Origin of the sequence: Candidatus Chordibacter forsetii, from assembly GCF_964187505.1 — a bacterium.
GTDB classification, from domain to species: Bacteria; Verrucomicrobiota; Verrucomicrobiia; order Opitutales; family Seribacteraceae; genus Chordibacter; species Chordibacter forsetii.
The window spans coordinates 52,279-78,158 of sequence record NZ_CAXLML010000179.1 but is presented as its reverse complement, the minus strand read 5'-3'; the positions used below and the strand labels follow the sequence as shown (position 1 = coordinate 78,158).

Genomic DNA, 25,880 nt, shown 5'->3' with positions numbered 1-25,880 from the left:
TCAACTTTTAGGTTTTTTAACTCCGTACTTAGAACGGCTACGGCGTCTTTTCTCAACACCTTGACAGTCTAAGGTGCCACGAACAATGTGATAGCGAACACCATTTAAGTCCTTCACTCTTCCTCCTCGCAACAGAACTATACTGTGCTCCTGCAAGTTGTGACCTTCGTCTGGAATGTAAGCAATAACTTCATAACCAGTAGTCAAGCGGACTTTAGCCACTTTTCGTACAGCCGAATTTGGTTTCTTTGGAGTACGTGTAGTTACTTGAACACAAACACCCCTACGAAAAGGACAGGCCTTTAAAGCAGGAGACTTCGTCTTAGATTTTTGCAAACGACGATTTTTTCGTACCAATTGATTGATCGTGGGCATAGTGAATATTTGAGGGTAAAGGATCTAAAGTAAATTTTATTTCAGTAAGATCAAGCTATAAATGAACAGTGTGTGAAATTAGGCAGTCATCGATTCGGTGGCAGCAGCACCAAGTGTGTCTACTTTCATGCGTCTCCATTTCGGCAAGCCTGTACCGGCAGGAATCAAATGCCCCATTATCACATTCTCTTTGAACCCGTTCAAATCATCAACTTTTCCAAGAGTTGCTGCATTGGTTAACACCTTAGTCGTTTCTTGAAACGATGCGGCAGAAATAAAACTGTCTGTTTCTAGTGATGCTTTGGTAATTCCAAGTAATATTGGTTCGGCTTCAGCAGGCTTACCTCCTTTTTGAGCAATAGATTCATTTGTATCCAAGAAAGCGAATCTATCCACTTGATCGCCCCAGAACAATTCTGCATCACCCGGATCAGTGATACGAATTTTAAAGAGCATGCGTGAAATGATAACTTCCAAATGTTTATCATTAATTGTAACACCTTGCAAACGATAGACCTTTTGAATCTCTTCTATCAAGTACTCCTGAACCGCAGAAGGTCCTAATATCTCAAGTATCTCGTGTGGATCCTTTGCCCCCTCGGTAATTAATTGACCCTTATGAACCATGTCACCGTGTTGAACCAGAACATGCTTACCATGCGGGATGAGATGTTCTTCAACTTGACCGGTATCCTCATTGGTAACTAATAGACGCTTTTTAGAGCGCAAAGTTCCTGCTTCAGTAATAATACCATCAATCTTCGCCATTTGACCAACATTGGCTTCTTTGGGTCTGCGGGCTTCAAATAGTTCAGCCACACGCGGTAAACCACCTGTGATATCTTGAGTTTTGGAAGCTTGACGAGGAGTTTTAGCGATAATAGACCCCGCATCAATACGCGTACCCTCATCAACGGCAACTTGAGCTCCGGTTGGTACCGAATAAGTAGCGATTGCCTTGCCTGAAGAATCTTTGACTATGATCTGGGGGTTCAAATCTTCCTTGTGTTCAATCACAACCATTGATTTACCCCCCGAAGCATCCTTTTCAACTTTGGTGGTTACGCCAGGTAGCATATCTTCAAAACCAATCATTCCTTTCTTCTCAGAAAGAATAGGGATATTGTATGGATCCCATTGAGCAAGTAGTGTGGATTCTGCTACATCTTCATTATCCTTAAAATGAAGAAGAGCTCCGGCAGGAACAGGATAGTCATCTACAATCCGTCCGTCAGGGTCTAAAATTTGAATAGATCCAGTTTTGTTGAGGGTTACTTGCTGGCCATTGGCCAAAGTTACTAATCGTAAACCGACAAACTTAAGTTTTCCGGCTTTTCTGATGTGGATAACAGGCTCTTCTCTGCCCGCACTTGCAATTCCCCCAATATGGAAGGTACGCATTGTTAACTGAGTACCAGGTTCTCCAATAGATTGTGCAGCAATAATTCCTACAGCCGAACCTTCTTTAACCAATGCATTAGTGGAGGGATCAATCCCGTATTCCAGAGAAGTCATCCCGTTTTTAATACGAGTTGATAGAGGTGACATAACTCGTACCCGAGTAATTCCCGAAGCGTCCAAATTATCTGCTATATCTTCTGTTATAAGAGATCCGGAAGAAACTAAAGTTTCACTAGGATTAGAAGGATTGGCAATATCTTCCGAAGAGTAACGTCCAATGACTCGATCTCGTAATGGTACAATTTCATTGTCACCTTCCATAATCGCTTTTTTGACGACTCCATCTCTCCGACCATCGTCCTTCATGGCAATAACACAATCCATTGCCACATCACAGAGTTTCCTAGTTAAATATCCAGCGTCAGCTGTCTTAAGGGCAGTATCTGCTAGACCCTTTCGGGCTCCGTGAGTGGACATGAAATATTCCAAAACAGTAAGTCCTTCACGGAATGATGACAGAATTGGTTGTTCAATAATCTCACCTGAAGGTTTAGCCATTAATCCGCGCATTCCACAAAGCTGACGAACCTGCTGCCTATTTCCCCGAGCCCCCGAATCCATCATTAGGTATACAGGGTTAATGGTATCTTTGCCCAAGTTGTCTTCAAGAGAAGTAAAAACATTCTTTGCAATGTCATCCGTCGCAGTTGTCCAAACATCAATAATTTTATTATGCCTTTCACCACGAGTAATAATGCCTTTCCTGAATTGATCTTCAATTTTATCAATTTCTTTTCGTGCTACAACAATACGGTCTTTTTTCTCATCTGGTATTATCATATCAAAAATACCGATGGAAATACCCGCTTTGGTAGCCATCTCAAAACCCATTTCTTTGAGTTTATCCAGGGCATTTATGGTACTTGCCTTTCCGGTTAAACGATAGGTTTCCAAGATTAAATCCCCTAAATCACCTTTGAGTGCAGGCTTATTAAAAAATCCAAGTTCTTCAGGCCAAATGGTGTTAAAAAGTACTCGACCAACAGTTGACCTAACAACGCTCCTCCCGGGAATACCGAAATGAGTGGTCTTTCCCTTGTCGGGATTTTGCAGATCAATCCAATCGTGAAGGTTTAGAGCTCCGTCCTGCAACGCACTCAGCGCTTCTTCAAGAGATCCGATTATAGGAACTCTTACATTTTCCGCAGGCATCTCATTCTTGGGGTTCATAGTAAGAAAGTAGGATCCAAGTACAATATCCTGAGAAGGAGTAAGAATCGGTTTCCCGCTGGATGGAGAAAAGATATTGTGGGATGCCATCATTAACAATTTAGCCTCCATGATTGCTTCAACTGAAAGCGGCACATGCACGGCCATCTGATCTCCATCAAAGTCAGCATTATATGCTGTACAAACCAACGGGTGAACACGGATGGCATTACCCTCGATTAAAACTGGCTCGAAAGCTTGAATCGAAAGCCGGTGGAGGGTAGGAGCACGATTAAGTAGAACGGGGTGGCCCTTGGTTACCTCCTCCAATATGTCCCACACTTCTGGTGAGCGTGTTTCGATCATTTTACGAGCACCACGCACCGTATGAACAAAACCTAGTTCTTTGAGGCGACGAATAATAAAGGGCTCGAATAAAATAAGGGCCATTTTCTTGGGTAATCCGCATTGATGCAATTTAAGCTCGGGCCCAATTACAATCACGGATCTTCCAGAGTAATCTACACGTTTTCCAAGGAGATTTTGGCGGAAACGTCCCTGTTTTCCTTTGAGCATATCACTCAATGATTTTAATGGACGATTACCAGATCCAGTTATAGCCCGACCATGCCTTCCATTGTCAAATAATGCATCGACAGCTTCTTGAAGCATTCTTTTTTCGTTATGGATAATAACATCAGGAGTCTTTAACTGAAGAAGGTTCTTTAAGCGATTATTACGGTTAATAACTCTGCGATAGAGATCATTCAAATCACTTGTTGCAAATCTCCCACCTTCAAGTGGTACGAGCGGACGAAGGTCTGGTGGAATGACTGGAATAGATTCAAGAACCATCCATTCAGGAGAAGCTTCAGATTGGAGAAAGCCTTTGATCACTCGCAGACGACTGGCGAGCTTTTTCTTCATTTGCTTGGACTTGGTATCGTGTATTTGGTCATACAACTCATCCAATTCATCTTGCAGGTCAAGGCGACTTAGAACATCACGGACTGCTTCTGCTCCCATTTTAGCCTCGAATTCGTCACCGTACTCATCAACAGCCTCACGATATTCTTTGTCTGATAACAGTTGCCTGTCTTCCAGTGGAGTGTTGCCCGGGTCAGTTACGAGATATTGCTCATAATAAAGAACACGCTCTAAACTTTTAGCGGTCATATTCATGAGAAGCCCCAAGCGACTGGGCATACTCTTTAAGAACCATATGTGTGAAACTGGTACAGCAAGTTCTATGTGACCCATTCTGTCTCGACGCACCCTTGATACAGTAACCTCAACACCACAACGATCGCATACGACTCCTTTGTACTTTATCCTTTTGTATTTGCCGCAGGCACATTCGTAATCTCGGACAGGGCCGAAAATCTTTTGACAAAATAATCCACCTGGTTCCGGCTTAAATGTACGATAATTTATGGTTTCAGGGTTCTTAACTTCACCCTTAGACCAAGAACGAATAATGTCAGGATCAGCAACAGTTATGGATACTCGATCCATTGGTCCGACGTCTACTCCAAGTGCTTCGTTTAATGCTTCTACGCTCATAATATATACTGCTTAAAATTTAAATTTCGGATATTCTTTTGCTTAATAAAATTACAAACCATCTTCCCCGCGTACGCGAATGTCTAAGCAAAGACTTTGCATTTCCTTCATAAGAACATTGAAAGACTGTGGCGTACCAGCTTGTAAAGAATTATCCCCTTTAACTAGGGATTCATAGATTTTGGTTCTGCCAAGAACATCATCGGATTTGACCGTTAGGATTTCCTGCAATGTGTAAGCTGCTCCATAAGCCTCTAATGCCCAAACCTCCATTTCACCAAACCTCTGTCCACCGTATTGTGCTTTTCCTCCAAGAGGTTGTTGCGTGATAAGACTGTAAGGACCGACTGCACGAGCATGTATCTTACTTGTTACAAGGTGGTTAAGCTTTAGCATGTACATATAACCGACCACGATCTTTTGGTAAAAAGCTTCACCTGTACAACCGTCATAGAGAGTAGATTTACCATTTTCTGGAAGTTCTGCCTCTTTGAGGTATTCTTGAATCTTAGATTCAGGCATACCATCAAAGATTGGAGTCGCAACTTTCAGTCCAAGTTTTTTACAAGCCCAACCGAGGTGAGTTTCTAAAACCTGTCCAACATTCATCCGACTTGGTACACCTAACGGATTAAGACAAATTTCTATCGGTGTTCCGTCCGGAAGAAATGGCATATCCTCCTCGGGGACAATTTTTGCAACAACGCCCTTATTTCCATGACGACCAGCCATTTTATCTCCAACTCGCATTTTTTGCTTCTTGGCGACAAACACACGAACATTTTTAATTGCACCTTGATCAATCGAATCGCCTTGCTCAATAGCCTCTACTTTGCGCTCCCTGTCATCTTCTAGATCTTGGAACTTGGATTCGTAACTTTCAATGATTTCGAAAACCTTAATCCTAACTGGCGAAGGGGGAATATCGATAAAGCGATGTACGGAAGACAGCCTACGCAAAAGAGTTTTTGTAATCTTGCGATTTGCTGGGATAATTATGTCTCCAGTTTCTGAGTTTGTTACATTTAAGGGTATTTTTTCTCCCAATAAAATGTTAGACAACGATTCAGTCAATTGAGCCCGCAAGTCTTCTGTTTGATTTCTAAAGTCTTCCTTAATTTGCTTTAATTGACGACGGAAATCGGATGGAGATAATTTCTCCTGTTCGGCATCCGTACGGCTGGATATTTTAATATCCATAACAATTCCTTGAGTTCCAGAGGGAACCCTAAGTGAACTATCCTTAACATCCGCAGCTTTTTCACCAAAAATAGCACGGAGTAGTTTTTCCTCTGGTGCCAAATCCGTTTCGCTTTTAGGAGTGATTTTGCCAACCAGAATATCACTTGGTTTTACTTCAGCACCAATTCGGACAATACCCAAGTGATCAAGATTGCGTAATGCTTCTTCTCCAGCGTTAGGGATATCACGTGTAATTTCTTCCGGACCTAATTTAGTATCTCTGGCGGTGACTTCAAATTCTTCAATATGTATTGAAGTGTAGATGTCGTCTTTAACGATTTTTTCTGAAATTAGGATAGCATCTTCGAAATTATAGCCCTTCCATGGCATAAATGCTACAAGGATATTACGTCCTATTGCTAATTCTCCATTATCCGTACTTGCTCCATCTGCTAAAGCTTGTCCAAGGATTACCTTGTCTCCCTTTCGAACAATCGGCTTTTGATTAAAGCAGGTCCCAGAGTTTGAGCGAAGATATTTCCGAAGGTCATAACAATAAATTCCTCTCTTATGATCGCTTCTTGGTTCTTTGAGAAATCGTGGTGGCAAAGTTCCATCATCAGACACAACAATGCGATTCCCGTCAGCCATCGCAACAACTCCTTCAGATTCTGATACGGTAACCGTTTTCGAGTCTTCAGCGACTTTACTTTCGATACCAGTGCCAACAAAAGGGGCCTCAGTTTTTAATAAGGGAACCGCCTGGCGTTGCATATTTGCTCCCATCAAGGCACGGTTCGCATCATCGTGCTCAATAAAAGGAATGAGCCCAGCAGCTACAGAAACAACCTGCTTTGGGGATACATCCATGAAATTTATATCCTCTCGATCATATTCCTGAACTTGATCGCGGTAGCGACATGTCGGTCTACCCTGTAATTTTAGTGTTTTAGCATCTATTTCACTATTAGCCTGGGCAATTATATACTTTTCTTCCTCAAAAGCATTTAAATAAACTACATTTTTGGGGTTTTTGTCTACAACACCTTTGCTGACTCGATGATAAGGAGATTGAAGAAACCCAAATTGATCTATTTTTGCATATGTAGAAAGGGTGTTAATCAATCCGATATTGGGTCCTTCAGGGGTCTCGATTGGACAAATTCGTCCATAATGAGTAGGATGAACATCACGGACTTCAAATCCAGCTCTTTCCCGATTAAGTCCGCCTGGCCCCAACGCTGAGAGCCTTCTTTTATGGGTCATCTCAGCTAACGGATTAATTTGGTCCATAAACTGACTAAGCTGACTGCGTGCAAAAAAGTCTCTAATTACAGTGGTCAAAGCTTTTGGATTTATAAGCTTGCCTGGTGATAAACTTTCGACTCCTTGGTCATAAAGAGTCATCCGTTCTCTAACGACTCTCTCGGTACGAGCTAATCCGCTACGGCAAACATTAGCAAGTAATTCACCTACAGTACGAACGCGACGATTTCCCAAGTGGTCAATGTCATCTATCCCCATATCGAAAATAGAACCAGCATCCTCACGTGCCATTTGCTCATCCGTCTTACCCCGCTTTAGATCGGTAAGTTTTCGGGTTGCTGCTACTAAATCTTCTACAGTTGTAACTCTTACTTCCAGTGGCGAATCAAGGCCTAACTTCAAGTTAAGCATATGCCGACCCACTTTTGCCAGATCATACCTTTTTGTATCAAGAAAGAGTCTGTTAATCAGAGCCTCGGCATTAGCTTTGTGCGGTGGCTCGCCTGGGCGAAGTTTTTTATAAATTTCTTTGAGCGCCTCTTCTTTATTTTTGGAAGTATCTTTCTTTAAACAACGAATAATAGCACCGTCATCAACACTGGTATCAATAGCTTGGAGAGATTTCTCTCCAGCCTTCATGAAAGCACGAAGGTAGGTCTTAGTTAAAGGCTCGAAAGCTTTGGCTAAAACAACACCTTTAGCGCGATCAAACATAGGTTCAATAAGAACATAATTGGAAACATTTTCTTTCTTAACAAGGTCTTCGATAGATAAAGTTTCTATGTTATAAAAGAGGTCTATAATTTTATGATCCGAATCCTTGTCTTTTTCTGGATCCCAATCCATCAGTGCCCGAAGGAAAGTTGTAATTAAAAACTTTCTACGCCTTCTTCTGCGGTCAAGGTAAACATAAAGTAATTCGTGCTGATCAAATTGTGCCTCTATCCAAGTGCCTCTATCCGGTATTATGCGGAATCCATGCAAAGTTTTTCCACTGGTATGAACAGATTCTTCAAAGCTAACACCCGGTGAACGGTGAAGCTGGCTTACAACAACCCGTTCAGCACCGTTAATAATAAAAGAACCACGTTCTGTAATGATGGGCAATTCGCCCATAAAGATTTCTTCTTCGCTGTAGAAAGGTTTATTTTGACCCTCTACTTCTAATCTAAGCCTGAGTTTTACTTGTAGAGGTGCTGAGTATGTACTTTTTTGATCGATACACTCAACCTCCGTCAGTTTTGACTCTCCAATCGTGTAACTAACATATTCAAGCCTTGATTTTTCATCGTAGCTTAAAATAGGAAAAATTTCCCGAAACACTGCCTCAAGACCATCATGCTGACGGTGGGTAGCAGGTACTTGCCGTTGCAAAAAGTTATGAAATGAATCTACTTGATTTTGGATGAGATTAGGCGGGTCAATGACTTCCTGTAATTTTCCGAAGTTTTGTCTTTTCGATGATTCCATAACGGGGGGAGGGGCAGAAGGGATTAAGAGATAAATATAAAAGGAAAAGCCGCCGGTACAATTACCGGACGGCTAAACCAAATTAAATTAAAGCAAGAGAAAACATTACTTGATTTCTGCTTTTGCTCCAGCAGTTTCAAGTTTCTTGGATACTTCTTCAGCTTCGTCTTTAGATACACCTTCCTTGACTGGTTTTGGTGCACCTTCAACCAATTCTTTGGCTTCTTTTAAGCCAAGTCCGGTGATTGCTCGGACTTCTTTGATGACTGCAATTTTATTACCTCCCATTTCGGTAAGGATAACATCGAATTCAGTCTTTTCTTCAGCAGCAGCATCGCCTCCATCGCCTCCGGCAGGAGCAGCAACGGCTATAGCTGCAGGAGCAGCAGCACTAACTCCCCACTTTTCTTCGAGCTCTTTAACGAGATCGGCAATTTCAATTACTGACTGGCCACTAAGCCAATCGATTACTTGTTCTTTGGATATATCTGACATAATTAGTTACCTCCTTGCCTGAATAGCATTAGTACCATTTCGGCGTTTAAGAGCTGTGCTCCTAATATCTTCTAGGTTGGTGGTTAACGGTTGGTGGTGAAAATGGGTCGAATAGAAGAGACCCAAAATTAAGAATCTTTGCTTTTTGCTTGCAGCACATTAAGTAGACCGCGAGCTGGTTGATTTAAAATAGAAACAACTTGAGTAGCTGGAGTGTTTACAAGAGAAAGAAGTTGAGCTCGTATTATTTCTAAACTGGGCAGTTGAGCTAATTTCTTTACCTCTTGAGCGTTTAGAGCACGGTCGCCAAGTACTCCTGCCTTAACGGAAACTTTGTCTTTAGATTTAAAATACTTACCAAGATCTTTAGCAACACCAGATGCATCATCACCACCAACAACGATGGCTGTATGACCAGATAAAAACTCACCCAAATCTGGAAGATTCTTTTCTTTAGCAGCAAGCCTTAAAGATGTGTTTTTTACCACATGAAATTCAGCCCCACGTTCTGCCAGTTTTGCTCTTAGCTCAGAAGTTTCTTCTGAGTTAATACCTTTATAATCGGTAAGGAAGAAAAAGGTAGATTTTTCTAAGTGATCGCTAGCTTCTTTGATAAGATATTCTTTTTCGGGTCTCATTTATGTATTTCCTTAAATTAGTTGAGATCAATGGCTAAACTCGGACTCATCGTGCTACTTATGTGAACATTCTTAATAAATTTGCCTTTAAAGCCTTCTGGCCTTGATGAACTAACTGCATCAATAGCGGCTTGTGCATTTTCAAGCAATTTTGGGTGATCAAAAGAACGCTTCCCAACAAGTACGGCGAGGGCTCCTGTTTTATCCATCTTAAACTCAACACGGCCAGATTTTACATCTTTCACAGCTGTTGCAAGGTCATCGGTTACGGTTCCTGCTTTAGGTGTGGGCATCAACCCACGTGGACCTAGTACTCTAGCTACTGAGCGAACTTCTTTCATCGCACTTGTTGTAGATAAAGCAACGTCAAAACCTACCCAACCTTCCTTCACTTTCTTAATCATATCATCAAGTCCAGCAAAATCAGCGCCTGCGGCTAAAGCTTCATCTGCATTGTCAGTGAAGACCAAAACCTTTATGTCTTTACCACTACCATGAGGTAAGTTTACCGTTCCACGAACAGCTTGGGAGCTTTGCTTGGGGTCAACTCCTAAGGAAACTGAGACTTCAATTGATTCATCAAACTTCACAGGATCAAACTTTTGTAAAGCAATAAGGGCATCGCTCAAGTTGTTGGTCTCGGAAGTGATGCTACTAGCTGAACTCTTATATCTTTTACTTCGGGATTTCATATGGTGTTCCGTGAGGACTAAATTATTTCTATACCCATACTGCGGGCAGTTCCTTCAATGATTCGACACGCAGCATCATCACTGTTGGCATTAAGATCTTCTTTTTTGGTATTAACAATTTCGAGGACTTGATCACGAGTGACCTTTCCAACCTTGTCACGATTGGGTATAGATGACCCTTTTGCTAAACCTGCAGCCTTTTTAAGAAGGACAGATGCCGGAGGAGATTTTAAAATAAAACTAAATGAGCGATCTGCGTATACAGTTATGACCACTGGCAGAATTAACCCTGCTTTATCTTTAGTTTTGGCGTTAAATTCTTTGCAAAAACCCATGATGTTTACACCTTGGGCACCTAGAGCAGGTCCAACGGGTGGTGCCGGGTTTGCGGCACCAGCAGGTAATTGCAATTTGATTAGTCCGACAGCTTTCTTTGACATAATAAATTATTCCTCTTCAGCTTTTTCTACTTGCCAAAATTCGAGTTCTACAGGTGTGAATCTTCCAAAAATGGAAACAGAAACCTTCAAAGTTCCTTTGGTAGGATCAATTTCATCAATATCACCTGTTAAATTAAGGAAAGGTCCATCTAATATTTTGACAACCTCTCCAATAGTAAATTGTACTTTGGGAACTTCTTTACCAGCGGCATCTTGGACTTGGCGTAAAATCCTTCCAATTTCATCTTTAGAAAGGGCAGTGGGGTTATCCTTGCCGATAAAATTAATTACGCCATCCGTTCCCTTAATTTTGTACCAGGGATCCTTAAGAAGCATACCATGACGATCAAACAGCTTCATTTCCACAAAAACATAACCGGGATAAAATTTCCTGTCCCGTTGCATTTTTTTGCCATTTTTTACTTCAGAAACAGTTTCAATAGGAACTAAAACTTCTTTAAGGCATTGTGCAAAATCTTCACTTTCCTCCTTATATTTAGCAAGGTATCTCCTTACTTTGTCTTCATGGTTAGACAAACATTGTAGAGCATACCATTGGTATTCGGATATTGTAATTTCGCTCATGAGTATAACTACAAGACTAGTTGGATCTTAAAAGAAGGGTCGCGTACTCTATCCAATTAGAAAGAGAGAAGTCTGCAACAGAGATGAATAGCCCAAGTATAAAAACCCCCGCAACGACAACAGCGGTTGAACCTCGCAATTCAGCGAAATCAGGCCAAGTAGCTTTTTTAAGCTCAGCTATGGTCTCCTTGTAAAAGGTTCTGAATTTGGAAAAAGGGTTCAAAATTAAATATTGGTATGAATGATTTGGTGGCGGGAGAAGAGGGACTCGAACCCACAGCCTACGGTTTTGGAGACCGGTGCTCTACCAGTTGAGCTATTCTCCCAACGCAACCAAAATAGGAATAATTTAGGCTATCTCAGAGATGTTACCTGCACCGATCGTTTTTCCACCCTCACGAATGGCAAAACGCTGACCTGGTTCCATTGCGATCGCCTTTTGCAACTCAATGTTAACCGCCAAGTTATCTCCTGGCATAACCATCTCAACACCTTCGGGTAATTCAACTATTCCTGTTACGTCGGCAGTTCCAAAGAAAAACTGAGGGCGATAACCCTTAAAGAATGGAGTATGTCTTCCACCTTCTTCTTTGTTAAGGACATAAATTTGTGCTTTCGCCTTTGTGTGAGGCTTAATACTTCCTGGCTTTGCAAGAACATGACCGCGTTGGATTTCATCCTTTTCAATTCCACGAACAAGAATTCCGACATTATCCCCTGCTTGGCCTTGACCCAATTCTTTGCGGAACATTTCAACTCCAGTGCAAATAGTTTTTTTGGATTCGCCCAAACCGACAATTTCAATTTCTTCCCCAACCTTAACAACGCCTCTCTCAATACGGCCAGTAGCAACTGTTCCACGACCAGTAATTGAAAAGACATCTTCAACTGACATCAAGAAGGGCTTTTCGGTATCACGAACTGGTTCTTCGATCTCGGAGTCAATAGCCTCCATCAATTTTTGGATAGATCCTAAACCTAAGTCACTCTCCTCATTATCAAGAGCTTTTGTGGCCGAACCACGTATAATTTGTGCGTTGTCACCATCAAATTCATACTTACTGAGCAAATCACGAATTTCCATGTCTACCAACTCGAGTAACTCTTCATCATCGCCGGTCATCAAGTCGCATTTGTTCAGGAAGACAACCAGATTTGGAACATCAACCTGTCGGGCGAGCAAGATGTGCTCACGAGTTTGAGGCATTGGACCCGTGGTAGCGTCTACAACAAGAATCGCTCCGTCCATTTGGGCTGCACCTGTAATCATGTTTTTAACGAAGTCCGCGTGACCAGGACAATCGACATGAGCGTAATGGCGAGCATCTGACTCGTATTCCACGTGAGAAACGGCGATTGTCACTATCTTAGAGGCATCGCGTACTGTTCCACCTTTAGCAATATCTGCATAGGTTTTAACCTCCGCTAACCCTTTTCTTGCCTGAGCATGAAGAATAGCTGTGGTTAAAGTGGTTTTACCATGGTCGACGTGACCTATGGTACCGACATTGACGTGAGGTTTATTGCGTTCGAACTGTTCTTTGGCCATTGGTTTGACTAGTTATGAATGATTTGTGATGGAGCCCACGAGCGGATTTGAACCGCCGACCTCGTCCTTACCAAGGACGCGCTCTACCGACTGAGCTACATGGGCGGGAAATCATAGTGGGGTGGATTTGTGAGAAAAGGATTTAAAATAGATTGTAGATCCTTTCTGTCAAGTAAAGACTACTTTGGTTAAAATCAATCGATTTGGCTTGAATAAGAATACATATTGTAATTTTATGTTTGAATCGTTGCGGGCGTAGCTCAGTTGGTAGAGCACCACCTTGCCAAGGTGGATGTCGAGGGTTCGAATCCCTTCGCCCGCTCCATTTTAGATTATCGCATCAAATATCTCTTTTTTTCCTGCCATAATTTCTGAATAATTTTCCTTATCGCCAGGTTGCTCGATTCTCATTCCTGCACCAAGAAGAATAGGGATTAGTGGAAGGATGTCATAGGGTTTTAGTCCTGTATCAACCATTAAATCAGCTTCACCCAAGCACAATAAATAGTATCCATAACAATCACCCCATGTTCTTGCAATAGCTCCAAGAGTAATTGCTTTTTGCCAGTATTTGTTAATCGGAGAATTAATTAATGTTTGCTGGTCAGTGGTTAAAATTAAAGAGTCATTCATTCCAGAAAAAGCCTTGGGTTTAAGAGTCTTTCCATTAATAAACGACTGCTTGCAGTCACCCGCTATCCAAGTGTCGTTAATCATTGGCAGTCGAAGAAATCCATACTCAGGTCTTCCCTTGTAAGTAAGTCCTATTAAGCTTCCAAACAGTGGAACTCCTTTTGAAAAACCAAATGTTCCATCGATAGGATCCAGCACCCAAACAAAATCAGCATTTGGGTTTATTGACTCTCTTTCTTCACCCGATATTCCATGATTTGGATAAGCACTTATAATTTGCTCTCTTAATTTGTCTTCAATTAGAAAATCAACTTCAGTCACCCTCGTTCCATCTTGTTTAAAACTCCATGATGTTTTCCCAGATTGATGGTCTTGCAATTTGCTGATAACAAAGTCAGTACAAGTCACACAGAACTGGCTAAATTCGTTAAATGAAATCATTGAAAGAAAAATTTGGTCGTGTAATAGATTTTGAAGGTTCTAGAAAATCAGGAATTCAGCAAGCTTCTATCATCGATTTCAAAAGTTTTTCGGTTATTCGGTCCCATGAATATTTAGAATGCGATGGTGACTTTAATGGTTGGATTTTAAATTTAATAAATAAGAGTCCCAATGATTTTTGGGTTTCCCATAACATGTCCATTGAGAAAAATCTGCTTACATCTCAAATGCCCTATTTGATAAAAACTTCTATCAATAAGGACAACATTCTTTGGGGTCCCTGGCTTGATTCACTAAAGGTATACAAAAAACTTTATCCAAACTTAACTGATTACAATTTAAAAAATTTAAGTGATACCTTTCTAACAAAAAAAGACATTGCAGCTCTTAGCAAGGTGTATTGCAAAAGGTCGAAAAAAGCTTATCACCAATCCACTTTTGATGCTTTGGTAACCTTTAAGCTGATCGAAAGATTAAAGGAAAAAGTAAACTTAGCTTTCTTCTTGGAATGAATCTTGGTCAGTCGATGGTACAGAGTCCCCTTCAACAGAGACTAAATCATCCCCTTCATCCAGCTTTACAACTTCTGATACTCCAACAAGGTGGTCTTTATCTGCTAAATCTACAAGCTTTACACCCTTTGAGCCTCTACTGGTTTCACGTATATTAGTCACTTCACAACGTACGGCCTGGCCTTTTTTAGTTAACAATAAAATTTCGCTATCCTGAGCTACACTTAATGCGTCACAAACACCCTCAGTGTTCATAGCGGTAACGCCCTGACCGCCTCGTTTTCGAGGTGTTGTATCCTCAGGACCCTCGGCACCTCCATTTGGCAGAAAAGCAGAGAATTTTGTCCTTATTCCTAAACCATTTTTTCCACAAATAAGGAGTAGGCGCTCATCGTCTACGACCAACATGTTAACCACTTTGTCATTACCTTTGAGCCTGATTCCGCGAACACCTCTAGTTGCTCGACCTTGATCTCTTAACTGACTAGAGGCGAAACGAAGTCCTTTACCATTTTTTGTTAAAACCAACAAATGATCATCAGCTTTGGCAAGCATTGCCTTAAGGACTCGATCGCCCTCATCAATATTAATTCCTTTAAGCCCCCCCTTACGGTGGTTTCTGTATTCTTTAATAAGACTCTTCTTTACAACCCCATTTTGTGTACAAAGAATAATTGAGTCATCAGATTCAAATGAGTCCATACTCAGTACTGCGGCTATCTTCTCATTTTTTTGAAGATTTAGTAGATTTACGATATTTCTGCCTTTCGAAGTCCGTGCTGCTTCAGGAATTTCATAAGTCTTTTCTACATAAACTCTTCCATTAGTCATAATAAACATTAAGGTATCATGTGCGTTGCAAGTATGAAGGACATCTATGGGATCTTCATCTTTTTGACCGCTACCAATGACTCCTTTACCACCTCGGTGCTGAACCTTAAATTCTTCAACAGATGTTCTTTTTATGAAGCCAGTCTTTGTTACTGTTACAACACAACCATCGTTCGGGATAAGATCTTCCATACGAACATCTCCATCAAATTCAGAAATTTCACACCTTCGATCATCTGCATATGAACTTCTTAATTCATTGAGTTCACTTTTAATTAATTCGAGCAGAACACTTTCATTATCAATGATATTACGAAGGTCTTTTATAATATTCATTAATTCTGCATACTCAGCATCAATTTTCTCACGCTCCATACCAGTGAGTTGGTATAATCGAAGATCTAATATTGCATTAGCTTGCCTTTCACTAAGAGAATATTTCGTGCTTAATTTTTCCTTAGCCTCTAGACGATTTGACGATGCACGAATCGTACGCACAAAATCGTCCAAATTATCTAATGCAATTTTGTAACCCTCTAAAATATGGGCTCGATCTTCAGCTTTTCTTAAACGAAATTGTGTGCGTCTCAATGTTACATTACGCCTATGTTCAATATAACATTCAATAGCTTCTTTAATGTTTAATTGCCTGGGCCTCATTCTGTCTAGAGCTAATAAAATTACCCCAAAACTGCTTTCAAGGGCAGTCAGCTTGTATATTTTATTTATAGTAACTCTTTCAATTTCACCAAGTTTGAGCTCAATAACAATTCGAGTCTGCTCAGTAGATTCATCCCTTAGATCACTCACACCGTCTAATATCTTTTCCTTCACAAGATCAGCAATGCGTGTAACTAAAGTAGCACGGTTTGTATTGTATGGAAGGTGGGTGATAACAAGCTGCTGTTTACCATTAGGTAATTCCTCAATATCCAAAGCGCCTCTGGTTCTGACAATTCCCCTACCGGTTTTCATGTAAGATTCAATACCAGATTTCCCAGAAATACTACCTCCCGAGGGAAAATCTGGACCAGGTAGGATTTGCATGATGTTATCAATGGAAATCGAAGGATCATCTATAATAGCACAAACAGCATCGATAAGTTCACCGAGATTGTGAGGAGGTATATTTGTAGCCATCCCTACAGCAATCCCTGTTGAGCCATTCATAAGTAAGCTGGGCAGGGCACTAGGAAGAACGGTGGGTTCTGTGGAGCTTTCCTTGTAATTCGGAGCAAAATCAACTGTATCTTCGTCAATATCTTTTAAAAGTTCCTCAGATAGTTTAGTTAATTTACACTCAGTATATCTGTACGCAGCAGCTGAATCTCCATCAACGGAACCAAAATTACCTTGACCGTCAACTAAAGGATATCTCATGACCCAAGGTTGTGCCATCCTGACTAAAGTATCATAAACCGAACTGTCACCATGTGGGTGATAATTTTTTAGAACTTCACCAACAACACCAGCACATTTGTCATAAGCTCGGTTGTGTAGCAATCCTTCTCTAAGCATTGCATATAGAACCCTTCTTTGAACGGGTTTAAAACCATCCCTCACATCAGGAAGTGCTCGACTTACAATTACAGACATCGAATAATCGATGTATGCTTTTTGCATGATATCTGTAATATTTTCTTTCATATGGAAAACAATTTAACTGTATTTTATTAAGCGTCTAAAAAACTGACATTTAGCGCATTATCTTCTATAAACATTCTACGAGGTGCAACTTCCTCTCCCATTAAAGTTGTAAAGATTTCGTCGGCCATTACAGCATCTTCAATTTCTACTTTTACTAAAGTTCTAGAGTTAGGATCCATTGTGGTTTCAAATAACTGCTTAGGATTCATTTCGCCAAGACCTTTATACCTCTGTATTTGAAGTCCTTTTTTTCCTAACAATCGGAGTTGCTGGAGATAATGATTTACTCCAGTGATCTCAATGGGTGGGCTTTCAGGATTCTTTGAATCAATTAACTTATAGGGGTGGATATCATCTTCATTGGGTAGGAAAAATGAAACATCAAGTCCAAGATTATCTACCTTTTGTAATAACTTCTCCAATTCATTTGATTCAAAAACTTCATATATATCAAATCTTTGGGTAAAGGTTACTCCATTTCTTTGAATTTCACGCTGTAAAGTATTCGTGCCGCTATCTTCAAATTCTAAACTTTGTGACTCCATGAAACCAACTTTTGCATCAAGATCAGCCAAAAACCTAAGTTCTTCATCATTTCCAGTTCTAATTCGAGCAATATAGCGAGGTAGAACTTTTAATGCCTTATCATAATGAGTAAATATTCTATTTAAGTTACACCCATAACGACTCAAGTTTCGTCCGATTTGCTCTATTTTCAAAAGATGTTCATTTATTTCTTCTAAAATATCAGCCGGAAAAATATAATTGTCTGACACCCTGATTAATTGCATGTCCTCTATTCCAAGTTTAATAAGAATTTGACTCATCTCAAAATCATCTTGGATATATTGTTCTGTTTTCCTTCTTTTAATTTTATAAAGGGGAGGTTTAGCTACATAAACATATCCATTCTCAATAAGTCCTTTCATTTGCCTGAAAATGAAGGTTAACAACAATGTTCTAATGTGAGCTCCATCCACATCTGCGTCGGTCATAATAATAATTTTATGATAACGGGCTTTTGTGGCATCGAAAGCACCTTCACCTTCATGATCGCCAATTCCTGTTCCTACCGCAGTAATAAGGCTTCTTATTTCCGCGTTATTAAGAACCTTATCAAGTCTTGCTTTTTCGACATTCAATAATTTTCCTCTCAAAGGTAAAATCGCTTGTGTCAAACGGTCTCTTCCTTGTTTAGCAGAACCACCTGCAGAATCTCCTTCAACAATATAAATTTCGCTGAGCGATGGATCTTTTTCAGAACAATCTGCCAGCTTTCCAGGTAACCCGCCTCCAGATAGAGCGCCTTTTCGAACCGTTTCTCTTGCCTTACGTGCGGCATCTCTTGCCCTCGCAGCATGTATCACTTTCTGGACGATCATTTTTGCATCATCTGGAGTTACTTCAAAGAAATGTTTTAGTTTTTCACCTACAATTTTTTGGACAATTCCATCGACTTCCCTGTTTGACAATTTTGTCTTTGTCTGTCCTTCAAACCGTGGTTCAGGTACCTTTACAGATATTACTGCCGTAAGTCCTTCCCGGACATCGTCACCAGTCAGTGAGAGATCTTTTTCTTTAAGTAAATCGTTTTGTCTAGCATAACCGTTAATTACTCGTGTCAAAGCGGTGCGAAAACCAGATAAATGAGTTCCACCTTCAACATTATGAATTGAATTTGCATAGGCATAAAGTTGGTCATTAAATGAATCATTATAAATCATTGCAACCTCGACCATGATTGTTCCATCGCCAGACTCAGGAGGTGCTTCACCAGAAAAAGCAATGGGAGCCTGAATAAGGCAAGTTTTGTTTTTATTTAAATATTCAACATATTCTGAAATTCCATTTTCAAAAATGAAATCTTCTTTTTTAGAGTTTACTTCTTCCTCAAGCTTTATACGGACACCTGGGTTAAGAAATGCCAATTCTCTTAATCTTTTTGCCAGTAATTCAAATTTGAATTCCCTAGATTCTTCAAATATTTGTTCGTCTGGCATAAAAGTAATTTTAGTACCAGTAGTGGATGCATCTCCTACTACTTTAAGCTCTTGGGTTGTTTTCCCCCGAGAAAACTTCATTTGATGAATCTTACCGTCTCTCCTAACCTCGGCAATGAAGGACTCTGACACAGCATTTACGCACTTCGCACCAACGCCATGAAGACCACCTGACACCTGATAAGCACCTTTTCCAAATTTTCCTCCTGCATGAAGATTGGTCAGCACTAACTCTAGTGCAGGCATGTTGTGCTTAGGGTGAATATCAACCGGGATACCTCTTCCATTATCCTGAATTGTGCAAGATCCATCTCCGTGTAATGATACCGACACCTCAGTACAATGACCGGCTAGTGCTTCGTCTATCGAGTTGTCAACAATTTCAAAAACACAGTGATGTAAACCTCTTTCATTTGTATCCCCAATATACATGTCGGGGCGCTTTCTTACCCCTTCCAACCCCTCTAATTTTTGGATTTGAGAGGAATCATAATTTTCGGGTTCATTTTTTGTTTGTTCTGTCATGGTAAAATCTTCTTTTAAAAGGATTCTTTATTAGCTTAGGTTATGACTTGCTCGCATACTTAGGGAAACAATCAGCCTTTGTGGCAGTAGTAAGATCATAGTTAATTTTGTTTTCCTTACACAACTTGGTCAAGATGGTAATTTTGTAAGTATTCTAATTTTCTCTTACCATGAGATTTTCTTTAAATTCAGAAGGTGCTCTTTCTTATATTTTCCTATGTCACTAATATTGATTGATTTACATATAAATAATATTTTCTTTTATAACACATTTTAATCCGACTTAAGAAAAGTATCTCCATCTTGCCTCAAGTTTGATAAATTTTATTGATCTGTGAAATGAAGATTTTGATAAATTGCTTTCTATAATGTACCAAGAAGTGCATTTTAAATATTTTGAAAATCAACTTTTTTAGAGCCTAATCTATAAGTTTATATTATGTCCTAAAGTCTTATGGAAACAGATTCCAGTAAAAACCAACCAGTAAAATAGTACCAATGAAATAAATGAGCATTGGCCATATTCCGAATTTTGCAAAGTCTTTGAATCTGTATCCACCAACCGTATAAACAAAAGTGTTTGTTTGATAACCTATGGGCGTAATAAAACTAGCAGAAGCGGCAATACAACTTGTTAAAACAAAGGCTCTAGCCACTTCGGTGGAAACTCCAAATTGAAATGCAACTCCGAGAGCAACCGGAGTCATGATTGCGATCGTAGCATTATTTGAAAGTAATTCTGTCAAAACAGCGGTAAAGAGATAAATCGCCACTAAAGCTCCAATAATTTGCCAATCTTCACTAAGACCCTGAGTACACACTTTTCTTATTAAATCAGCCATTAAGGCAGAAGCTCCACTCTTCTCCATTACAATTCCAAGAGCAAGCATGGCATAGATCAGCAAAAGTAAATTCCACTCTACTGCCTTAAAAGCCTCCTTGAGATTTATACAATTGCCTATCATTAAACAGCCGGCACCTAGCAAGGCAGCCAAGTAAAGGGGGATCATAGACAAGGAAGCAGATACAATAATAGCCGCCAAAACTGTAATAGAGAAGATTGTCTTTGTAGTTTTCTTATCAATGTTAATAGGCGGTTTGTCTAACAAGACCGCTTCGCCAGATTCTCTGAGTTCTTCAACCCCAGAGTCTGTTCCGAGCAATAATAGTGTATCACCCACCCTTAATTTAAGGGCATTTAAACTAAGGTGAAGGTTTTTTCCTTTTCGGTGTAATGCAACTACTGATAAGTTGAAACGACCGCGAAAGTTTGCCTCTAATAGTGAACATGACAACAAACTCGACGAAGGTTTAATCATAGCCTCAACCATAATTGCCTCAGAGGTATTGATTGGTTCCATACCGAAGAATGATTGATCAAAGAATTTGAATCCTTCAACTTCCCGAACTTCGATTAATCCCTGGGGCTTGCAAGACAGAATAAGCCTATCTCCTGAATGAAGTACTGTTTCATCTATCGGAGTTGTAAGGCTTTTTCCTCCCCTAACAGTATCTATTAAACGGACTCCCTCGATCATCGAAATCGGTGAGTTTTTAATTGTTTTGCCTATCAGTGGAGAGTCATGGATCAAAATTGCTTCTGTTAAAAACTCTTTTCTTTCTATTTCTGAAAGAATTTTGCTTAATGCCTCGCGTTCGGGTAGCAACCTCCTTCCAAAAACAATCAAAAATGCAAGACCGAATAACATCAATGGAAGCCCAATTTTCGAAAGCTCGAACATATTCATAGGGCTCATATCCGGATAATGACGGGAGTTAGCCATAAAACCGCTTGCTAGGATATTTGTACTTGTTCCAATAAGAGTACAGCATCCCCCAAAAATCGATGCATAAGATAAAGGAATTAACAATTTTGAAGAAGGCACCCCAAGAGAACCGGAAAGACCAATCGCTACGGGTAAAAGAATAACAACGACCGGAGTGTTATTGATAAAAGCAGAAAAGAAAGCTACGGAGAAAAGGAGAATGAGCAGAAAAGGCCGGTAACCCAGACGGGTAAGTTGCTGTAAATTAGTCGTGAGTCTTTCAATGACACCTTGCCTACTGAGTGCCCCGCTGACCATGAACATAGCAATAATAGCCAAAGGTGCTTCACTTGAAAAAACCATAATCAATTCCTGACTCGTGGGCCAATTTTCAAAACCAAATGAGGTAAGCAGCAAAATTATCCCATACAAACACACGGCTGTTACCTCTATCCTAACTTTTTCCATGGCAAACGAGGTAACCGCACAAAGCAAAAGTAAAATAGCGAATATTATTTCGATTTGAAAATAAGTTTCCACGGCGATCACCTTAAGGATTAGTGATTAAGTTTGCGAAAATAATAATTTTTTAAATCATTAGTAACAGTCTTCGTGCTGTCGAACTTTTCCTGATTCATAAAATGACCTATCAGTTTTTACATCGTCCACGCCGTTTGCGGTCTAATCCAATTATAAGATCCTTAGTTGAAGAAAATTACCTCAAGACATCGGATTTTGTTTTGCCCGTTTTTATTAGCGAGGAAGAGAAACCTTCGGAGGTGCTAAGTATGCCAGGCGTCTTTCGCTGGCCAATCTCTAATCTTTGCGAACAAATAAAGGATTGGCATCAAAAAGGTTTAAAAGCTTTTGCTCTATTTCCTAAAATATCTCCTGAATTGAAGAACGAAGGGGGAAACGAAATTCTGAACCCCAACAGCTTGGTTTGTCGTGCTGCCGCTGCCATTAAACAACTTAATTTGGATGTTGTGCTCATTGCAGACCTAGCACTTGACCCCTACACCACTCACGGACAAGACGGCATCGTTGATTCAAAAGGGGAAGTTGATAATGATTCAACAGTGGAAATTCTTGCAAAGGCCTCTATTGTTTATGCTAATGCTGGTATTGATTGGGTTGCCCCATCAGACATGATGGATGGTCGCATCAAAATAATTCGAGAAGCACTGGAAAGAAATTCTTTCCATAATACCGGTATAATTTCTTACTCTGCAAAGTTTTCTTCTTCTTATTATGGCCCCTTTAGGTCAGCTATTGGTTCATCCATGGATTCAGTTATTATTGATAAAAGTACCTACCAACTAAATCCTGCCAATTTGCTTGAGGCACAGAGAGAGTTGGCTCTAGATGCCGAAGAGGGAGCTGACATATTGATGGTCAAACCGGCAGAGCCTTTTCTTGATGTAATCAAGCAAGCTAGATCTCAATCAAATTTACCTATCGCTGCGTACCAAGTCTCCGGGGAATACTCGAGAATTATGGCCGCAAATCAATTGGGTTGGCTTGACTGGAAAAGTTGTGCCTTGGAATCACTTGTTGGAATAAAGCGGGCAGGGGCCAACATCATATTCAGTTATTTTGCTGATCGGCTAGCCAAGGACCTGTAAAGGATAAACTATCTTTTAAATTTTAGGGCTTTTTTTCGTCATCAGGTGCACCCCCCTCGTAAGGAGTAGCCTCTTTCTCTCTGTTTTCGTCCTCATCCCATTTCAAATCTTCATCGGGTAGAAGCTTTTCCTCTTTGTCAGATACTTCCACAAGGTGAGTATCGAGATCAGAATAATCCTCCTCACCTTTCTTGTCTGCATCTTTTTCATCATCGAGATCAGAATCAATTTCAAATCCATCAGGAACAAATTCTAAAATAGAAACTAGTTCGTCGCTAAAGTGACTTCGACGCCCTTCTAAAAAGTCATTGTTTTGTTTTTCAGAAAGAACTTCTTCCATTTCTTCAATAGTATATGGTTCAGCGAATTCAATAAGATCATTTAGCATGGCAACACGAACTTGGGTCACATGGTTCATAAAGTCTGCATAAGGGCCTTTTTCTTCATCTAAAACATCAGGCAAAGCAAACAACATGTCTTCAGCTTTTAATAAAGAGTCTCTAACTCTTTCCAATTTAACTTTCTTACCAGGAACTTCTTCTGAAATTTCAAAAGTAAAAAAAGCTTCATCAACCATTTGAGATTGTAAACCAAATTCAGTCATAGAATCTAAAAGTTCATTCATATGGATGAATTGCTTTGGATCAATGATTCCAAGGTTTTCAATGTCCCAATTTTCCTCATCGCTTATAGAATCTACCCACCATTTGTTGTCTTCATCACAACGAACTATACACCAATCAAGGCTCGGACTTGTTTTTTTCATTCGATTGCCTTAAGAGGAGTTCAAATTATATGTCAACCAATACTGACTTTTTTTTTAATTCTTTTGAAATTTTTTAAAGCAATTTCTTGCTTAATTTACTCAAATTTCTTCTGATTTATCATCATGATCTATAAAAACTTACTAAGGCCAATTCTATTTTCGTTTGAAGCTGAACGGGCTCACGAAATTGGCAGTGCTTCCCTTAGGGTTTTAAGTAAGTTTCCTCCAATTCTTACTTTACTAAGAAATTTGACTCAAGGTACACAAAAACCCGTTGAGGCTTTTGGTCTGCAGTTTCCCAATGCCATAGGACAAGCGGCTGGACTTGATAAAGATGGAATGTTTCCAAATGCATCAGAGGCCTTGGGTTTTGGCCACATCGAAGTTGGAACCGTTACTCCTTTGCCTCAGCCAGGAAACGAAAAACCTAGGCTTTTTCGACTTCCGAATGATTCAGCTTTGATAAATCGGATGGGGTTTAACAACTTTGGTGCGGAAGCTCTTCATCATAAAATTTCTAAATCCTTTCCAAAAAGCAATCGGCATGTTCCACTCGGGATAAACTTAGGAAAAGGCAAACATACTGCCATTGACGATGCTCTTGTTGACTATTGCAAAGGATTTGATGTCCTTGCCGCTGACGCAGACTACATTACCATCAACATTAGCTCTCCTAACACCCCAAATTTGAGAAAGCTTCAAGAATCTGAATACCTTGAACCATTGTTGGCTGGAATAAAGAATCATAGATCAGAATGGTCTAAATTTAATAATTTACCCTCACCACCATGTTTACTAAAAATTTCTCCTGATGAATCCTACAAGTCCCTTGAGACAATTGTCGCTAAAGCGGTTGAAAATAGTTTTGATGGACTAATTGCATGTAACACCTCAATCACTCCACCAGCATCAATGTTATCTCAGTCTCTTCCACAAGGGGGGATTAGTGGGAAGCCAATAGAAAAAAAGTCAAACGATATGATTAAATTCATTAGCAAACTTACTGACAATAAATTTCCCGTAATCGGTTCTGGAGGAATATACGATTACGATAGTGCCCAAAGAAAGCTCGATGCTGGTGCCGTTCTTTTACAAATTTATACCTCTTTTATTTACGAAGGCCCAACTTGGCCATCTCGCCTTGCAAAGCGAATGCCTCTTGCAAAAGGTTGGTAATAAAAAGTAACTTTAAACATCTGGGGCTTTTTTAGTGAAAACATTCTTTTTAATTACCTTTAGTGCTATAGCAGCAACTTTTAGCTTATCATACTTCATTATGTTTGAAGGCAATCCAATGCAGCTTAAGAATTGGTGGCAAGAATTGACCAGAGATAGTGTAAGTCTCCCTTTTGCTCCTTATAAAACGAGAATTATTACAAAACCCTCCATTATTACAAAAGATGCTAACCAGGTAATATTAGAGGACCAGCACCTTTTTTGGAAAGGGTCTGGTGCAGCATTCAAACCAATACTTCAAGAAGATGGTACAGTTAAGAGATTTGTTGTTACATCAAAAGGCCAAAATTATTCTGACTTGGTTTATGCCAAAGTAAGTGGAGCAGGTGCCGATCTTTTTAAACTTGGCAAACCAATCATATCCAAAGGCAGCATCGTTTCTCTTCCCTTGAAGAAAACATCCTTCTGGCATACGGAGCCTGTTGTATACGCTGAAGGCGATAAATACCCGTTTAGCGGAGTTGTGATAAATAAATTCCCAAGTGGGCAAATTATTGAACAAGCCCCTTATTTATCCGGAATGTTACACGGATCCCTCAAGAAATGGAATGAATATGGGATACCGATGTGCTCAGAAGATTACCTTAAAGGTAAAAAACAAGGAACACACATTTATTGGTTTGACCAAGCAAACGATCCAGATGATTACCGACCGACAAAAACAAAAAACGGTGAAATTATTCCTAACCTCTGGATCAAAACCCGGGAAGAAGCAAAAGATAAATTCAAAGAGAATTTTGGCAGCCATGAAGCGAACGAATGGATTATATTTAAGTACCGAAGTCTAGGCGGGGATTTTCCTGTTAGGTTACTAGAACATTGGCAGGACAATGTACGCCATGGTCTGTTTGAAGGATTTGATAAATTCGGAAACAAAACATTTAAAGACGAATATAAAAGGGGCCTTCGTATAAAACATAGAATTTTTGATAAAACAAAAGGCTAGTGGTGCTCAAGGGGGGACTCGAACCCCCACGCCTTACGGCACTAGATCCTTAGTCTAGCGCGTCTACCAATTCCGCCACCTGAGCAA

General features: G+C 40.1%; 19 protein-coding genes and 4 tRNA genes. 5 read left to right on the top strand and 18 right to left on the bottom strand.

The window, feature by feature from the left end:
• The 12 genes from rpsL to ACKPQ4_RS07830 all read right to left on the bottom strand — a co-directional run bounded on the left by rpsL (window position 1) and on the right by ACKPQ4_RS07830 (window position 12,970).
• The gene (gene rpsL / locus ACKPQ4_RS07885) at window positions 1-375 is read right to left on the bottom strand and encodes a 30S ribosomal protein S12 (protein ID WP_407680639.1); all 375 of its coding nucleotides are present in this window, start codon (window positions 373-375) and stop codon (window positions 1-3) included.
• A gap of 78 nt (window positions 376-453) precedes the next feature.
• Window positions 454-4,548: a DNA-directed RNA polymerase subunit beta' gene (gene rpoC, locus ACKPQ4_RS07880; protein WP_407680638.1), complete on the bottom strand. Its 4,095-nt coding sequence runs from the start codon at window positions 4,546-4,548 to the stop codon at window positions 454-456.
• A gap of 51 nt (window positions 4,549-4,599) precedes the next feature.
• Complete coding sequence (gene rpoB / locus ACKPQ4_RS07875; protein ID WP_407680637.1) at window positions 4,600-8,466, bottom strand: DNA-directed RNA polymerase subunit beta; 3,867 nt, start codon at window positions 8,464-8,466, stop codon at window positions 4,600-4,602.
• Between the two features lie 105 nt (window positions 8,467-8,571).
• Window positions 8,572-8,961, bottom strand: a complete 390-nt coding sequence (rplL, locus tag ACKPQ4_RS07870) for a 50S ribosomal protein L7/L12 (protein ID WP_407680636.1) — start codon at window positions 8,959-8,961, stop codon at window positions 8,572-8,574.
• A gap of 128 nt (window positions 8,962-9,089) precedes the next feature.
• Window positions 9,090-9,599 carry a 50S ribosomal protein L10 gene (gene rplJ, locus ACKPQ4_RS07865; RefSeq protein ID WP_407680635.1) on the bottom strand — a complete coding sequence of 170 codons (510 nt, stop codon included), beginning with the start codon at window positions 9,597-9,599 and terminating at the stop codon, window positions 9,090-9,092.
• Between the two features lie 17 nt (window positions 9,600-9,616).
• Complete coding sequence (gene rplA / locus ACKPQ4_RS07860) at window positions 9,617-10,291, bottom strand: 50S ribosomal protein L1 (RefSeq protein WP_407680634.1); 675 nt, start codon at window positions 10,289-10,291, stop codon at window positions 9,617-9,619.
• A gap of 17 nt (window positions 10,292-10,308) precedes the next feature.
• A complete protein-coding gene (gene rplK, locus ACKPQ4_RS07855) occupies window positions 10,309-10,731 on the bottom strand; it encodes a 50S ribosomal protein L11 (RefSeq protein ID WP_407680633.1) in 423 nt (140 codons plus the stop codon).
• Window positions 10,732-10,737: 6 nt separating this feature from the next.
• Window positions 10,738-11,316 carry a transcription termination/antitermination protein NusG gene (nusG, locus tag ACKPQ4_RS07850; protein ID WP_407680632.1) on the bottom strand — a complete coding sequence of 193 codons (579 nt, stop codon included), beginning with the start codon at window positions 11,314-11,316 and terminating at the stop codon, window positions 10,738-10,740.
• A 16-nt stretch (window positions 11,317-11,332) separates the two neighbouring features.
• Window positions 11,333-11,539, bottom strand: coding sequence for a preprotein translocase subunit SecE (secE, locus tag ACKPQ4_RS07845; protein WP_407680631.1), 207 nt, complete (start codon window positions 11,537-11,539; stop codon window positions 11,333-11,335).
• Between the two features lie 27 nt (window positions 11,540-11,566).
• Window positions 11,567-11,642: transfer RNA gene (locus tag ACKPQ4_RS07840), tRNA-Trp, on the bottom strand.
• Window positions 11,643-11,665: 23 nt separating this feature from the next.
• On the bottom strand, window positions 11,666-12,865 hold the full coding sequence (tuf, locus tag ACKPQ4_RS07835) for an elongation factor Tu (RefSeq protein WP_407680630.1): 1,200 nt from the start codon (window positions 12,863-12,865) through the stop codon (window positions 11,666-11,668).
• 29 nt (window positions 12,866-12,894) lie between these two features.
• Window positions 12,895-12,970 (bottom strand) — tRNA-Thr (locus ACKPQ4_RS07830).
• 144 nt (window positions 12,971-13,114) lie between these two features.
• Here ACKPQ4_RS07830 and ACKPQ4_RS07825 point away from each other — a divergent pair.
• Window positions 13,115-13,190 (top strand) — tRNA-Gly (locus ACKPQ4_RS07825).
• Window positions 13,191-13,192: 2 nt separating this feature from the next.
• On the opposite strand, the gene ACKPQ4_RS07820 is transcribed toward ACKPQ4_RS07825, so the two are convergent.
• A complete protein-coding gene (locus ACKPQ4_RS07820; protein WP_407680629.1) occupies window positions 13,193-13,939 on the bottom strand; it encodes an inositol monophosphatase family protein in 747 nt (248 codons plus the stop codon).
• On the opposite strand from ACKPQ4_RS07820, the gene ACKPQ4_RS07815 reads away from it, so the two are divergent.
• Complete coding sequence (locus ACKPQ4_RS07815; RefSeq protein WP_407680628.1) at window positions 13,930-14,451, top strand: 3'-5' exonuclease family protein; 522 nt, start codon at window positions 13,930-13,932, stop codon at window positions 14,449-14,451. The genes ACKPQ4_RS07820 and ACKPQ4_RS07815 overlap by 10 nt on opposite strands.
• On the opposite strand, the gene gyrA is transcribed toward ACKPQ4_RS07815, so the two are convergent.
• From gyrA to ACKPQ4_RS07800, 3 genes are all read right to left on the bottom strand, one after another.
• Entirely contained in the window at window positions 14,431-16,929 is a 2,499-nt protein-coding gene (gene gyrA / locus ACKPQ4_RS07810) for a DNA gyrase subunit A (protein ID WP_407680627.1), read from the bottom strand. The genes ACKPQ4_RS07815 and gyrA overlap by 21 nt on opposite strands.
• A gap of 26 nt (window positions 16,930-16,955) precedes the next feature.
• On the bottom strand, window positions 16,956-19,454 hold the full coding sequence (gene gyrB / locus ACKPQ4_RS07805) for a DNA topoisomerase (ATP-hydrolyzing) subunit B (protein WP_407680626.1): 2,499 nt from the start codon (window positions 19,452-19,454) through the stop codon (window positions 16,956-16,958).
• Window positions 19,455-19,906: 452 nt separating this feature from the next.
• Window positions 19,907-21,760 (bottom strand): SLC13 family permease, encoded by a 1,854-nt coding sequence (locus ACKPQ4_RS07800; protein WP_407680625.1) that lies wholly within the window; start codon window positions 21,758-21,760, stop codon window positions 19,907-19,909.
• A gap of 101 nt (window positions 21,761-21,861) precedes the next feature.
• Between ACKPQ4_RS07800 and hemB the strand changes: the two genes are divergently transcribed.
• On the top strand, window positions 21,862-22,845 hold the full coding sequence (hemB, locus tag ACKPQ4_RS07795) for a porphobilinogen synthase (RefSeq protein WP_407680624.1): 984 nt from the start codon (window positions 21,862-21,864) through the stop codon (window positions 22,843-22,845).
• A 22-nt stretch (window positions 22,846-22,867) separates the two neighbouring features.
• Here the strand turns inward: hemB and ACKPQ4_RS07790 are convergent, their stop codons facing one another.
• On the bottom strand, window positions 22,868-23,611 hold the full coding sequence (locus tag ACKPQ4_RS07790) for a hypothetical protein (protein ID WP_407680623.1): 744 nt from the start codon (window positions 23,609-23,611) through the stop codon (window positions 22,868-22,870).
• A 123-nt stretch (window positions 23,612-23,734) separates the two neighbouring features.
• Here ACKPQ4_RS07790 and ACKPQ4_RS07785 point away from each other — a divergent pair, with 123 nt between their 5' ends.
• Both ACKPQ4_RS07785 and ACKPQ4_RS07780 read left to right on the top strand, forming a co-directional pair.
• A complete protein-coding gene (locus ACKPQ4_RS07785) occupies window positions 23,735-24,787 on the top strand; it encodes a quinone-dependent dihydroorotate dehydrogenase (RefSeq protein WP_407680622.1) in 1,053 nt (350 codons plus the stop codon).
• A 34-nt stretch (window positions 24,788-24,821) separates the two neighbouring features.
• A complete protein-coding gene (locus ACKPQ4_RS07780) occupies window positions 24,822-25,793 on the top strand; it encodes a toxin-antitoxin system YwqK family antitoxin (protein WP_407680621.1) in 972 nt (323 codons plus the stop codon).
• On the opposite strand, the gene ACKPQ4_RS07775 is transcribed toward ACKPQ4_RS07780, so the two are convergent.
• Window positions 25,794-25,878: transfer RNA gene (locus tag ACKPQ4_RS07775), tRNA-Leu, on the bottom strand.
• Window positions 25,879-25,880: the final 2 nt, after the last annotated feature.

Excerpts from the sequence above, each read along its gene's own strand:
- rpsL (WP_407680639.1), bottom strand. The coding sequence starts at position 375 with ATGCCCACGATCAATCAATTGGTACGAAAAAATCGTCGTTTGCAAAAA.
- rpoC (WP_407680638.1), bottom strand. The coding sequence starts at position 4,548 with ATGAGCGTAGAAGCATTAAACGAAGCACTTGGAGTAGACGTCGGACCA.
- rpoB (WP_407680637.1), bottom strand. The coding sequence starts at position 8,466 with ATGGAATCATCGAAAAGACAAAACTTCGGAAAATTACAGGAAGTCATT.
- rplL (WP_407680636.1), bottom strand. The coding sequence starts at position 8,961 with ATGTCAGATATATCCAAAGAACAAGTAATCGATTGGCTTAGTGGCCAG.
- rplJ (WP_407680635.1), bottom strand. The coding sequence starts at position 9,599 with ATGAGACCCGAAAAAGAATATCTTATCAAAGAAGCTAGCGATCACTTA.
- rplA (WP_407680634.1), bottom strand. The coding sequence starts at position 10,291 with ATGAAATCCCGAAGTAAAAGATATAAGAGTTCAGCTAGTAGCATCACT.
- rplK (WP_407680633.1), bottom strand. The coding sequence starts at position 10,731 with ATGTCAAAGAAAGCTGTCGGACTAATCAAATTGCAATTACCTGCTGGT.
- nusG (WP_407680632.1), bottom strand. The coding sequence starts at position 11,316 with ATGAGCGAAATTACAATATCCGAATACCAATGGTATGCTCTACAATGT.
- tuf (WP_407680630.1), bottom strand. The coding sequence starts at position 12,865 with ATGGCCAAAGAACAGTTCGAACGCAATAAACCTCACGTCAATGTCGGT.
- ACKPQ4_RS07815 (WP_407680628.1), top strand. The coding sequence starts at position 13,930 with ATGAAATCATTGAAAGAAAAATTTGGTCGTGTAATAGATTTTGAAGGT.
- ACKPQ4_RS07820 (WP_407680629.1), bottom strand. The coding sequence starts at position 13,939 with ATGATTTCATTTAACGAATTTAGCCAGTTCTGTGTGACTTGTACTGAC.
- gyrA (WP_407680627.1), bottom strand. The coding sequence starts at position 16,929 with ATGAAAGAAAATATTACAGATATCATGCAAAAAGCATACATCGATTAT.
- gyrB (WP_407680626.1), bottom strand. The coding sequence starts at position 19,454 with ATGACAGAACAAACAAAAAATGAACCCGAAAATTATGATTCCTCTCAA.
- hemB (WP_407680624.1), top strand. The coding sequence starts at position 21,862 with ATGACCTATCAGTTTTTACATCGTCCACGCCGTTTGCGGTCTAATCCA.
- ACKPQ4_RS07790 (WP_407680623.1), bottom strand. The coding sequence starts at position 23,611 with ATGAAAAAAACAAGTCCGAGCCTTGATTGGTGTATAGTTCGTTGTGAT.
- ACKPQ4_RS07785 (WP_407680622.1), top strand. The coding sequence starts at position 23,735 with ATGATCTATAAAAACTTACTAAGGCCAATTCTATTTTCGTTTGAAGCT.